Raw genomic sequence first — 12,938 nt, 5'->3', positions numbered from 1 at the left:
ATTTATTCATTTCTTTTTTCTTTATACAATGTATGGCTTGTTTCATTTGTACATTCAGACAACTGTGATAAATCAGCTAACTTGCCTGCAATTAAAGCCTCTTTTTTTGCCCTGCCCCATCCCTGAATCTGTTTTTCTCTATAAAATGCTTTTGCAATAACACTATAGGCTTCAACATATATCAAGGTAACAGGCAATCTTTTTTTAGTATAATTAGCTCCGGTCCCTTCTTGGTGCTGCATCAACCTCTTTTCAAGATCAATTGTACTTCCAGTATAAAACTACCATCAGCGCACTCCAAAACAGAAACCCAGCCTTTTTTCATAACTGTATTATTTTTAATCCTTTGGCTTCGACTACGCTCAGCCACCATCGACTACGCTCAGCCACCTTTAGCCTTTACAAAACTACTACCCTTTCTCGGCTATCCGTAAAATATCACCAAAAACACCTCGAGCCGTTACTGCTGCTCCGGCTCCTGCGCCCTGAATAACAAGCGGGTTTTCTCCGTAAGACTCGGTATATATCTCTATTATAGAATCGGATCCTTTTACTTGCCCCAATGCACTTTCTTTAGGTACCGAAACCAACTTGACATCTAAAATTCCTTTTTCTTCTTGTAGGTTGCCGTGTAAATCGCCAACATAACGCAATACATGATTGGGTTTTTGTGCTTCTTTTATGGCAGCAAATGCGCTATCCAAGGCATCGGTTTGTTTTAAAAATTCAACTTTATCCCCTGCTCGGAGAGATTCTGGTATTAAATTCTGAATATTAATATCTGAGAATTCATTGCTTAATTCTAATTCTCTAGCCAAAATTAATAGCTTTCTACCCACATCATTTCCACACAAATCTTCTCGTGGGTCTGGTTCTGTATACCCTTTTTCCATAGCTTCTTTTAAAATGCTAGAAAAAGGCACATCGCTCTCAGAAAACGTATTAAATATATAACTCAAGGATCCTGAAAACACCCCCTTTATACGGGTGATGTTTTCACCCGATAAATGCAGTAACTTGATGGTATCTATCAATGGTAAGCCAGCGCCTACATTTGTCTCATACAAGTATTGTTTTTGATGCTTATCTAACTCTTCTCGTAATTCTTTGTACAGACTAAATGCTAAGGTATTTGCTATCTTATTGGAGGAAACTAAATCGAATCCATTTTTTACAAAATCGATATAATGCGCCACAAAGTTTTCATTGGCGGTATTATCAATCGCAATTAAGTTTTCTAAATGATGTTTTTCTGCATATTCAAAAACATCTTTTAGCTCATAGGCTTTGCCCTTTGCTTCTAAATTAGTTTTCCAGTTTTTAGTAATCCCTTTTTTATTTAGCAGTACTTTTCTAGAATTAGCAACGGCAAAAACATTGATATTGATTCCTTTGCGCTCTTCAATAACTTTAGAAGATTTTAAAATTTGCTCTATCAGTGTACCACCAACGGTACCATGCCCAAAGATGGCAATGTTGACTTTTTTACTCACCCCAAAAATCTGACCGTGCATGACATTTAATGCCTTGTGTAAATTCGATTTTTTAACGACCAAACTCACGTTTTTACCAGATACCGTATTGTTGAACAATAAGGGCACTATTCGGTTTTTAATTAACGCATTGTAGGGTTTGTGAAAAGTGCTTAAATCTTGCCCCACGATTGAAATCACAGAGACATCTTTTACCACGGTTATTAAATTAATATCCTTGGAATGGAAATCTGATGTAAATTCTTTTTCCAATACTGTTTTTGCGGTTACTGCTTTGGCAGCATCTACAACCAAACCAATACCTCTTTCCGAAGATCCTTGAGAAATGATACTTACACTAATATTGGCATCGCCCAGAGTTTTAAAAATACGAGCATCGATCCCAGCTTTTCCTAACAATCCGCGACCTTCTAAATTTACCAAGGCTACATTTTCTATCACAGAAAGCGATTTAATACCTTCTTTAGACGTTTTGGCGCTTATTAAAGTCCCCTCATTATCATTGTTGAAGGTATTTAATATACGCAGTGGAATATTTTTTTCTAGTAATGGAATAATGGTTTTTGCATGCAAAATAGTGGCTCCAAAATTAGCCAGTTCATTGGCCTCAGAATAACTGAGCTGCTCTATTCGCTTAGCATCTGCAACATAATCTGGATTGGCTGTAAAAATACCATCTACATGGGTATAACTTTGCAACTCTTCCGCATTTAAAAAATTAGCGAATAAAGAAGCAGAATAATTACTGCCATTTCTTCCCAAGGTGGTTGTTTTCCCCTCTTCATCAGATCCAATAAATCCTGTGATAATCGGAATAGTATCTCCTTGGAGCTTTGCAAACGCAACCTGTACATTTTCTTTGGAAATTTCTTCCAATACATTGGCGCTACCATAGGTAGCATCGGTCTTTATAAGTTTCCGGGCATCCAAAACCTCTGCTTTAATCCCTTCTTTTGCCAATAAGGCCACCAACACTTTTGCAGAGATTAATTCTCCAAATGCCAATACTTGGTCTTTTATACGCAAGCTATAATCGCCCAACAATGCCACTCCATCTAACAGTCTAAGGAGTTCATTAAATTCCGAAGATAAATCTATATCCAAACCATTTTTTTGATAGCTAGCGAAGGCCTCAAAAGCCGATTTGTACGGGCTGGCATTCGCTGCTAAATCTAACAATGCTTCCAAATCATCTGTAGAGTTTCCCCGTGCAGAAACAACTACGGCAATATTCTCTTCGGCCTTTACCTTTGATGCTATTTTAGCAATCACATGAGAGATCCCATCGCCATTGGCTAAAGATTTACCCCCAATTTTAATGACTTTAATCTGTTTTGATTTTCCGTTAGCACTAAAAACGTTTTTTAAGATCTGTTCCAATTGTTGAAACTCTATTAAGAAAGCATCGTGCCCATGAAGGGAATGTATTTCACCGTAAGTCACGTTACTATTGGCTTGTGCCAATTGCTTAAAAGTATCTTTATTCTCTTTGGCTGTAAAAAACAGATCGGAATCTACCCCTACTATATGAATATTGGTATTGCTATTTTGCAAGTTTACAAACGACTGATTGCCTTCTCTTGTGACATCAATTGTTTTTAGCAGTTGGTTCATTAACTTATAAGCCGACAATTGAAAGCGTTCTTGCAATTTTTCACCGTGATGTCGCAACCAACTTTCCACGCTAAAAATTTGCTGCTCTGTATTTGTACTGCGATTAAAACGCTCCTTAAAAGATTCTGGGGTGCGGTAACACAACATGGCATGCATCCGCGCATCATGAACAGGCTGTTTAGAGTTAACCAAAAACTGCTCTTGAATTTGGCAGTTTGCAATAAGCCAATCCGTAGATTTCCAATCGGATGCTACGGGAATTAAATGTTCGGTTAAGCTTGGGTTTAATGCTGCCATTTCCCATGCTATGCCCCCACCTAAAGAGCCGCCAATAGTTGCAAAAACCGAATTTATTTTCAGCTCTTTTAAGCCGGCCAAAAAGATATAGGCGATATCTCTAGCTACAAAATCTTTATAATTATCAATAACAAAACTATCAAAGCCATTCCCAGGAATATTAAAGGCTAAGACCGTAAATTTCTTAGTGTCTATACATTTATCATCCCCAATTAAGGAGGACCACCAACCCCCTTCTCCAGAGACATTAGAGTTCCCCGTTAAGGCGTGATTTACCAGCACAATGGGAGCCGTATGTAAGGCAGCTCCAAAAACTTGATAAGACAGGTCTATATCCTGAGTTACCCCACTTATGGTTTTATAATTATTGATTTTTAAATGATGTAGCATCGCGTTCTATTTAAATTTACCACGAATTACCGTGGTAAATTTTAGTTATGAGTTTTAATAAAAAATTAAAGTGCTGCAAAAGCTGTTTCCAAATCGGCCTTTAAATCCTCAATATCTTCCAAACCAACAGACAAACGAATTAAATCTTGACCAACTCCTGCTGCTGTTTGTTGTTCTGCTGTTAATTGTTGGTGCGTAGTACTTGCTGGGTGAATAATTAAAGATTTTGTATCTCCAATATTGGCAAGCAGTGAAAATATTTTAGTTGCATCTGTTACTTTCTTAGCAGCTTCAAAGCCTCCTTTTACTCCAAAAGTCACCAACCCACTTTGACCGTTTGGCAAGTATTCTTTTGCTAAATCGTAATATTTACTACTCTTTAAACCTGGGTAATTTACCCATTCAACTTCTTCTCTACCTTCTAACCAAGTTGCAAGTTCCAGTGCATTTTTACTGTGTTGCTTAATACGCAATGGCAAGGTTTCTAACCCTTGAATTATTTGAAATGCATTGAACGGACTTAAAGCCCCTCCAAAATCTCTCAATCCTTCCAAGATTAATTTAAAAGTAAATGCTGCAGCTCCTAAGGCTTCACTGTATACTAATCCGTGGTATCCGGCAGATGGCTCTGTGAATTCCGGAAATTTTCCGTTGGTCCAGTCAAAAGTACCTGCATCTATTATGGCACCACCCAAAGAAGTTCCTTGGCCACCAATGTATTTTGTCAAGGAATGGATCACCAAGTTAGCACCATGCTCAATAGGGTTTACCAACACTGAAGTTGCCACAGTATTATCTACGATAAATGGCACTTCGGCTGCTTTTGCTTGCTTAGAAATAGCCTTAAGATCTAAAACATCTAATTTAGGATTCCCTAAAGATTCCACAAAAAAGGCTCTTGTATTGTCTTGTACCGCTGCCTTAAAATTTTCTGGGTTTGAAGCATCTACAAAGGTTGTAGTAATTCCTAATCTTGGCAAGGTAACATTCAATAAATTAAACGTTCCACCGTATAAACTGCTAGAGGCTACAATATGGTCTCCTGCTTTTAAAAGCGTAAGTAATCCTGTAGAAATAGCAGATGCACCTGAAGCAAAAACAACGGCTCCAACGCCACCTTCTACTGCGGCCAATCTATCTTGTAAAATTTGATTTGTAGGGTTGTTTAAACGCGTGTAGATATACCCCAATTCTCCCAAGGAAAACAATCGAGCTGCATGATCTGTATCGTTAAAAACGTAAGAGGATGTTTGATAAATTGGCACCGCTCTAGCGCCTCCAGTTTGTGTGGTGTCGTGACCTGCGTGTAATGCGTTTGTTGCAAATTTTAGTGTACTCATAATTTCTTCTTTTAATTGTTAAATTGATAAAATAAAAATCCAAACCCAAATCATGCCGACAGTGCACGGAGGTTTATAAATTAAAAAGTTAAAAAGAAAATAGAAATTCACGATCCAAAATTGGATGGTTTGTCTCGTTATCTGCCTATGGTACAAAAGTACGTGGTAGAATTTAGCACCTTCTCTATTTGCATAAAGGGTTGCTAAGGTTTCACAGGGTCTAATCCCTCCGCCTTTCTTGATAACTATTCAATAAGTGTTTGAACTTTGTGTTGCAAATATATGCTCAGAAAAATTTAAAATCCTAATCTTTCGGTATAAAATATATAAAATGCTAAATAAATTAAATATTCCGCAAAAAACAACAGCGGTCTTTTCTACATTCCTAGCAAACTCGAAACCACACTAGTTAACCTTACAAACCAAAAGCAGCTGTAATAGCATTGACCATATCTAGTTTCTCCCATGTAAACAACTCTACTTCTTTTTCTATTCTTCCGTTATAGGGAGATTCAAAAACCTTGGTAACCGTTCTTGGTTCTTTTCCCATATGTCCGTAGGCTGCCGTTTCTAAATAAATTGGATTTCGCAATTTTAGGCGGTCTTCAATAGCAAAAGGTCGCATATCAAAAAGCTGGCCTACTTTCTTTGCTATTTCTCCATCCGTTAAATTCACTTTTGAAGTGCCATAGGTATCTACATAAATAGAGGTAGGCTCTACAACTCCAATAGCATAACTCACCTGTACCAAAATCTCATCGGCAACACCAGCAGCTACTAAATTTTTAGCGGCATGCCTTGCTGCATAGGCTGCACTCCGATCTACCTTACTAGGATCTTTACCACTAAAGGCACCACCACCGTGGGCTCCCTTACCGCCATAGGTATCTACAATAATTTTACGCCCCGTTAAACCAGAGTCGCCATGAGGCCCTCCAATTACAAATTTACCGGTAGGGTTAATATGATATTTAATCTTATCTGTAAACAACTTTTGCACATATCCTGGCAATTGGGCAATTACCTTTGGCATTAAAATAGTAATGATATCTTCCTTTATTTTAGCCAACATTTTATCATCATCAGCATCAAACTCATCGTGTTGTGTAGATACAACAATAGTATCTATCCGCTGCGGAACATTATCGTCTGAATATTCTATGGTTACTTGAGATTTGGCATCTGGACGCAGGTACGGTATGTCTTTCCCATCTCTTCTAAGCACCGCTAATTCTTTTAAGATTCTATGCGACAAATCTAAGGCCAATGGCATGAAATTTTCTGTCTCGTTGGTAGCATAACCAAACATCATTCCTTGATCACCTGCCCCTTGTTCTTCTTTAGTACCTCGATCTACTCCTTGGTTAATTTCTTTAGATTGCTCGTGTATTAAAGATATGATACCGCAAGAGTCTCCACTAAATTGATAGGCTCCTTTAGTATATCCAATTGCATTAATTACGTCTCTTGCAATACTCTGCAAATCAACATAGGTATCACTTTTAACCTCTCCTGCCAGCACTACTTGCCCTGTGGTCACCAAGGTTTCACAAGCTACTTTACTTTCTGGGTCAAAAGCTAAAAAATTATCCAATAATGCATCACTAATTTGATCTGCAATTTTATCAGGATGTCCTTCACTAACCGATTCTGATGTAAATAAATATGCCATAACACTATACTTTTATTGTAAATGAGAAAAAGTGTTGCCGATTGCAAAAAACAGGGGAAAGTGTTGAAAAAAATCAACGAATACTCTGTTTTAGCATTTTTTGTATTACTGAAATCAGTATACGAGGTTGCAATCAGTCAAATCCTTCCTCTTAATTAGAACCACAAAAGTATAAAATTAGTTGGATTTGAAAAATCATTTCAAAGAAAATCTAAATCTTAGTAAAAATAAAGAGGCCATGGTTACAAATTTATTTGTTGACCACAGCCCCTATTGCAAACAAACAATATTGTTTATAGGTTGTATCTAATTTTTAAGGTTACGTATCTAGGTTGAATAAAATATTCACTAGTACTCACAAACAAGGCGTTATCACTATCTTGGTTTAAAGAGGTAGTATTAAACAAATTGGTAACTCCAACTATATATTCCCATTTGCTATCTTTCTTCTGATATCCTAATGAGGCATCTAAAAACGTATAGGTATTAATAGATTCTACTTCATTTTTATAATTGTAATAAGAATAGTCTGCATTAAATATAAAACCTTTTAAGAACGCTGCATCTACTTTTACATTGGGTCTATGCGTATAATAGGTGATTGCGGAACCACTGGGTTGCTCATAGGTATTCACCGATAAATTATAACCCACTTCAATATTTGGAGCATTCTGAAATCTAGTCCCTAAACTACCGTTATAGGAAGTAGAGAAAGATTCGTTAATAGCCTGTTCATTATCCACAATCTGATTGAATTTAGAATAATTTAAGTTGGCTCCTAAACCAGCTTTTATCTTCCCAAAAGTTCTTTCAAAAGAACCATTTGCTGAAAAGGTTTCATCTGCAAAATTTGAATTGAATGGCGATGATATCCTGTTTGATGTCTGTATAAATTCATCGTCTGAAGTCGCCGGGTAATCTGGGTTTGGATAATTTAAGAAATCAGAAATATTACGAACTTGGTCTACTCTTTTATTATAGGAAACCGAGCCTCTGATATTGCTAAAATTAAACATATTAAAATTATTATAGCGCAGACTTATGTTATGCGATAAGGCGCTTTCCAAATCCCTATTTCCTTGAAACAAAGAGTTGTAATTGTTCATAACAAAGGCTGCCGCAAACTGACTTACATCAGAAAAACTATTGGTTAATCGATAGTCAAAGTTTATATCCTCACTCTTCTTCAATTGCACTCTTGTATTAAAACTAGGTAGTAATCTTACAAACTCATCTTTTACCGTAGTACCCAATTGAGCATTTTTGGTTGTATAATTATGTACAGAAACCCCTGGAGTAATCGTAAAAATACCAGCCTTAAGTCGGTATTCAAAGGCAAGATAGAGATCGTTAAAATTGTATTTCACATCATTTGCAACATCATTGATAGCACCATCTAAGGTGAATTTATTTCCATTGTCTAAAATTTGAAAGATATCAGAACTAAACTCCTGTGTACTTAGCAAAGAACCTGCTGTAAATTTAATATTACTCTTATCTCCTGTTATATGCCAGTAATCTATTTTAGCATCTAACTTGTTTGTTTTTATCAATTTGTCTTGCACTACATCAAAACCAGTTTGTGACTGATCCATCCCCAATACATCATCCAATCTAAATTGATCACTTTGCGATAAAGAGGCATTGTAAAAAGGATCATCTTCTTGAATTAAATACTGCGCCTCTACTGCAAAAATATTTTTCGCATCTAGGGTGTAGTAGTAATTTGCATTTTGGTTGATACTATACGGGTTTTGTTTTTGAATTTCAGTAACATCTCCTGTAAGTGTTGAAAACAAATCCTGATCTTCTTTTTGGGTTGAAATTCTACCAAAAATATCGTAATCAAAATGATTGTTTGCATTTGGCTTGTAGCTAGAACTCAACTTTAACAACCCTAAATCGCTCTTTTGAGCAGTAACGCTCTCCGTAGATTCATCAGGAGAGGGTTGTGAACCATCTGTTCTTGCTTTATACTGTCTAAAGGTATTCTGTTGCATATCTGTAGAGTTGCCAGAGTAAATGGCAAATCCGCTTAAATCCCAGGTTTTTTTAGGAGAAAAACTAAAGTTTGCCGCACCAAATCGCGCATTAATATCTTTGGCTCTGTTGTTTTGCGTTGTTAAAAAACCCATATCACTAGATCCTACATTAAAGCTTGTACCACTACCAGCGCTACCTCCACCACGAAAACCACCAGTAAACCTGTAGTAATCTCTACGGGTAAATGGCACCTCGCCTATATTATTAAAATTAGTTATCAGGTTGATACTGTATTCTGGATGGTAATAAAATAATTTAGGGTGGGCAATAAATCGCTCGTCATTACCACCACCAGCAGTAACCTCTCCAAACCAAAAGTTCTTTTTGCCTTCCTTAAGTTTGATATTTATAGCGTAACTATCTTGATTGTTACTAACACCACTTAATTGCGTTACTTCACTGAAGTTTTTTAAAATCTGAATTTTATCTAACGCATTCGATGGAATATTTTTGGATGCCAATTTACTATCCCCATCAAAAAAGTCTTTTCCTTCAACCATTACTTTACCAACAGTTTTACCTTCTACCTCTATCTCTCCATCGTCATTAACTTCAACACCCGGAAGGTTTTTTAACACATCTTCTAACTTTTTCTCTGTTCCAGTTTTAAAAGAATCTGCGTTGTATTCTATGGTATCACCTTTGATGGTCACTGGCATTTCATAGGTAATCTCTACCCCATCTAAACTTTGAGCTTCCTCTGCCAATATATAATTCGCTGTAATATCTGCATCTTTGGTCTGTATTAAAACCTCTCTGGTTTTATACCCTAAATAGCTAATTTTTAAACTGTAATTGGCATTGGCGTTTACATTAATCTTATACATTCCTTTTACACTCGTTATTCCAAAACCGTCTAAAATTTTGGTGTCTTGATTTATGGCAACAACATTTGCCATATCTAACGGATTGTTAACACTATCTGTAACTATACCTGAAAGGGTTATTTTTTGAGCAGAAACCGTGCTAGTTGCAGCAAACAATACTGCAATAGCAAAAAACCTCATTAATTTAATCATTAATTCTTTGTGTATTTATATGTGTATTTAATTGTATGATCGGAATTAACGTCTACCGCCACCGCCTCTACCGCCACGTCCTTGAAAGTTCTGCATCATTTCCATACGTTTTTTTGCCATGAGCTCATCAAAATCTTCCTGATTAATGCTTTTCCCCTTAGAGGGTGCTTCTACCTCAACAATATCCGTAGCATTCATAACAATTTTAGAACATACTAGTATAGATCTATCTTGTTCAATTTCCAGAATTAAACCAGGAAGCCCCCAATATTCTGCAGGCCCAAGGCTAACAGGGATATCTAAAGTATACCATGCTGTCACAGTTTTTTCTGTAGGAATCTCTCTTGGAGTACTACCTTGACCATTTCGGTTTCTACTAAATATTCTAGCCATTTCTCCTGCACCTGTTGTATCTATTGCCGTGGTAAGCGTAGCCTTATACGCTGTATAGTTCCCAATTTTTTTAGTTTCCGCGCCCATTTTCCATTCTGGCGTTTTTAAGTCATCTTCTATTAAAAACAACTTGCTGTACATCTCTATTTGTTTGACGTACTTTTTATCTTTAATATTTTTATACAGTTTACCAGCTTCTTCTCCGCCTCCAAATCGAAACCCACGGCCACCTCCACCACCGCCTGGCGCTTCTAACTTTTCATTTTCCTCATAATACGATGATGTTCTGTCAAAAGAAAGGGTGTAACTTTTTTCTATGCCACTCTTCATACGCTCTGTAAATTCTTTCTTTTGAGCATCAGACAAATCCCTACCTCCAAAATCTGGTGCTTGCGTCATTCGTATTTCATAAATAGCCTTCCCTTGAAAATCTTGCGCATTACCATTTAAAGTGAAACACAGTACCGCAAAAGCGGTTAAAAATATATTTTTCATTCTATTAATTTTTATATCCAAAAAAAATGGATTGATTGTTTGTTCTGGTTTTAGATTATAAAAAGTGTAATTGGTTTAAACTGCTTGTGTTAAAATATTGCCAAAAAAATTAAGCACTATCAAATTTCGCAAAACAAACTATGCCTTAAGAAGAGGCCATAAGCAGAGTACCGATTTGCCGTAAACGAAAACCGATACAAAGTAAAACATGGATTATCAAAGATTAGAAATTGTTTTTCTTAATCAAAAAGATCACAAAAAAAAGGTTATGACCAACTAAAATAAGTTTGTCATAACCGCTAATTCATTGAATTAAGGCCAATGCTAAAAAGTTAGAGTATGGCGTAACAAAAACAATATTGCTACCTTCTTACTTCAATTACCTGCATAGTCTGACTCGTTTTGACATTTTTTTTAGCCAAAATATTATCAAAATCTTTCTGATTAATAACCTTCCCTTTCTCAGGGGCCTTGATTTCAATTTTTTCAGCTGGATTCAGAATAATTTCAGAGCACACCAATTTGCGTCCTTCTAATTCAACTTCTAAGATTAAACCAGGAAGTCCCCAATAGTCTCCAGGCCCATGACCCACTGCAATATCTAAAGTATACCAAGCAGTGATTGTTTTTTCTGTTGGTGTTTCTGGAAGATTATTATCTTTATGAGCAGCATTACTTGCATTGTTTATTGGAGTTGTAAGCGTAGCCTTATAACAGATATACTTTCCTATTTTTTTAGTCTCGCCTTCCATTTTCCAATCTGGTTGCTTTAATTCATCTTTAATTAAAAACAACTTATTAGAAATAGACGCTTCTTTTACGTATTCTTTGTCAGTACTGTTTATATAAAGCTGACCTGTGTCATAACCAGCTCCGCTGAAAATCGGCGAACCTACAACTGCGCTCTTAGAAACACCTACAACTGTCCACTTAGAACCTCCTGCACTGGGTGGTGGAGGCGGTGGCGGGGCAATTAGCTGTTTTTCAATTTGTTGGTAAAGCGAGGCTGTTCGATCAAACGTTAAAGAGAAGCTTTTTTCCATTCCTCTTTTCATCCGATTGATAATATTAGTTCTATCAGGCTCTGAAATGTCATTGCCGTCAAAACCCGGTATATCCGTAATTTTTAAATCATACATTGCTTTGCCCTGAAAATCCTGGGCCCTAGCCGTATATGAAATCCCCACCACTAAAAAAAAGCTTAAAAAAATTATCTTCATTGTTTTTGTGTTTAAAGTTCGATTAATCACATTTCATGTTGCTACAATTGATTCTCAATATAATTTTTGCTTTAACATGCTCTATAAATAACATTACTAAATTGGTGTTTTTTATTTGTTTATGCTCTAATTTACAAAGAACAAAACTAACTTAAGCACTATTGCTACTAGAACACCAAAACATACTAGTGATTAGCAATTACTAAAATTGATCCTTATTCTACGGAACCAATCTAAAAAAATTATTTGCTTTAATCTGCTAAACATTTTTAGATATACCCCTTATCACCTATCTTGTGCAACCTTTTTGTCTTAAACAAACAACAACAAAACACGTAAACAAGATGCATATTGCCGTAGCAGGAAACATAGGTGCCGGAAAAACAACATTAACGAGATTACTTGCCAAACATTACAACTGGCAACCCAATTTTGAGGACGTAGTAGACAATCCCTATTTGGATGATTTTTACACACAAATGGAACGTTGGAGCTTTAACCTGCAAATCTATTTTTTAAATAGTAGGTTCCGACAAATATTACAAATTAGAGAAAGCGGAGAAGAAATTATTCAAGATAGAACCATCTATGAAGATGCCTATATTTTTGCTCCTAACTTACATGCTATGGGCCTTATGACCAATAGAGACTTTACGAACTACACAAGCCTTTTTGAGCTTATGGAAAGTTTGGTGCAACCACCAGATTTATTAATATATCTAAGAAGTTCAATCCCTAATTTAGTAAACCAAATTCACAAAAGGGGTCGCGAGTATGAGAACACCATTTCTATTGATTACCTAAGTCGTTTAAATGAACGCTATGAAGCTTGGGCACATGGCTATGACAAGGGTAAATTATTAATTATTGATGTTGATAATTTAAATTTTGTTGACAATCCTGAAGATTTAGGGTTTGTAATTAACACCATAGATGCAGAGATAAACGGCTTGTTTTAGCAT

8 protein-coding genes and 1 riboswitch are annotated in these 12,938 nt (G+C 36.2%); of the genes, 1 reads left to right on the top strand and 7 read right to left on the bottom strand.

What is annotated here, in order from left to right:
* Positions 1–2: 2 nt before the first annotated feature.
* The 7 genes from MWU65_RS02435 to MWU65_RS02405 form a co-directional block, all read right to left on the bottom strand.
* Complete coding sequence (locus MWU65_RS02435; RefSeq protein WP_247075502.1) at positions 3–242, bottom strand: GIY-YIG nuclease family protein; 240 nt, start codon at positions 240–242, stop codon at positions 3–5.
* A gap of 168 nt (positions 243–410) precedes the next feature.
* Positions 411–3,794, bottom strand: a complete 3,384-nt coding sequence (gene thrA / locus MWU65_RS02430) for a bifunctional aspartate kinase/homoserine dehydrogenase I (protein ID WP_247075500.1) — start codon at positions 3,792–3,794, stop codon at positions 411–413.
* 65 nt (positions 3,795–3,859) lie between these two features.
* Entirely contained in the window at positions 3,860–5,134 is a 1,275-nt protein-coding gene (locus MWU65_RS02425; RefSeq protein WP_247075495.1) for an O-acetylhomoserine aminocarboxypropyltransferase/cysteine synthase family protein, read from the bottom strand.
* A 134-nt stretch (positions 5,135–5,268) separates the two neighbouring features.
* A riboswitch (SAM riboswitch) is annotated at positions 5,269–5,382 on the bottom strand.
* A 167-nt stretch (positions 5,383–5,549) separates the two neighbouring features.
* A complete protein-coding gene (gene metK / locus MWU65_RS02420) occupies positions 5,550–6,806 on the bottom strand; it encodes a methionine adenosyltransferase (protein WP_247075494.1) in 1,257 nt (418 codons plus the stop codon).
* A gap of 293 nt (positions 6,807–7,099) precedes the next feature.
* The gene (locus tag MWU65_RS02415; protein WP_247075487.1) at positions 7,100–9,868 is read right to left on the bottom strand and encodes a carboxypeptidase-like regulatory domain-containing protein; all 2,769 of its coding nucleotides are present in this window, start codon (positions 9,866–9,868) and stop codon (positions 7,100–7,102) included.
* A gap of 45 nt (positions 9,869–9,913) precedes the next feature.
* Positions 9,914–10,756 carry a GLPGLI family protein gene (locus MWU65_RS02410; RefSeq protein ID WP_247075485.1) on the bottom strand — a complete coding sequence of 281 codons (843 nt, stop codon included), beginning with the start codon at positions 10,754–10,756 and terminating at the stop codon, positions 9,914–9,916.
* A gap of 362 nt (positions 10,757–11,118) precedes the next feature.
* Positions 11,119–11,976 carry a GLPGLI family protein gene (locus tag MWU65_RS02405; RefSeq protein ID WP_247075483.1) on the bottom strand — a complete coding sequence of 286 codons (858 nt, stop codon included), beginning with the start codon at positions 11,974–11,976 and terminating at the stop codon, positions 11,119–11,121.
* Positions 11,977–12,320: 344 nt separating this feature from the next.
* On the opposite strand from MWU65_RS02405, the gene MWU65_RS02400 reads away from it, so the two are divergent.
* Positions 12,321–12,935: a deoxynucleoside kinase gene (locus tag MWU65_RS02400; RefSeq protein ID WP_247075481.1), complete on the top strand. Its 615-nt coding sequence runs from the start codon at positions 12,321–12,323 to the stop codon at positions 12,933–12,935.
* The last annotated feature ends 3 nt before the right edge of the window (positions 12,936–12,938 follow it).

The sequence above is a fragment of the Cellulophaga sp. F20128 genome (assembly GCF_023015805.1).
Classification (GTDB): Bacteria; Bacteroidota; Bacteroidia; order Flavobacteriales; family Flavobacteriaceae; genus Cellulophaga.
Note: the sequence above shows the minus strand (reverse complement) of the source record. Positions and strands in the feature narration are given on the sequence as shown.

Coding starts and splice junctions, on each gene's coding strand:
- MWU65_RS02435 (WP_247075502.1), bottom strand. CDS start 242: ATGCAGCACCAAGAAGGGACCGGAGCTAATTATACTAAAAAAAGATTG.
- thrA (WP_247075500.1), bottom strand. CDS start 3,794: ATGCTACATCATTTAAAAATCAATAATTATAAAACCATAAGTGGGGTA.
- MWU65_RS02425 (WP_247075495.1), bottom strand. CDS start 5,134: ATGAGTACACTAAAATTTGCAACAAACGCATTACACGCAGGTCACGAC.
- metK (WP_247075494.1), bottom strand. CDS start 6,806: ATGGCATATTTATTTACATCAGAATCGGTTAGTGAAGGACATCCTGAT.
- MWU65_RS02415 (WP_247075487.1), bottom strand. CDS start 9,868: ATGATTAAATTAATGAGGTTTTTTGCTATTGCAGTATTGTTTGCTGCA.
- MWU65_RS02410 (WP_247075485.1), bottom strand. CDS start 10,756: ATGAAAAATATATTTTTAACCGCTTTTGCGGTACTGTGTTTCACTTTA.
- MWU65_RS02405 (WP_247075483.1), bottom strand. CDS start 11,976: ATGAAGATAATTTTTTTAAGCTTTTTTTTAGTGGTGGGGATTTCATAT.
- MWU65_RS02400 (WP_247075481.1), top strand. CDS start 12,321: ATGCATATTGCCGTAGCAGGAAACATAGGTGCCGGAAAAACAACATTA.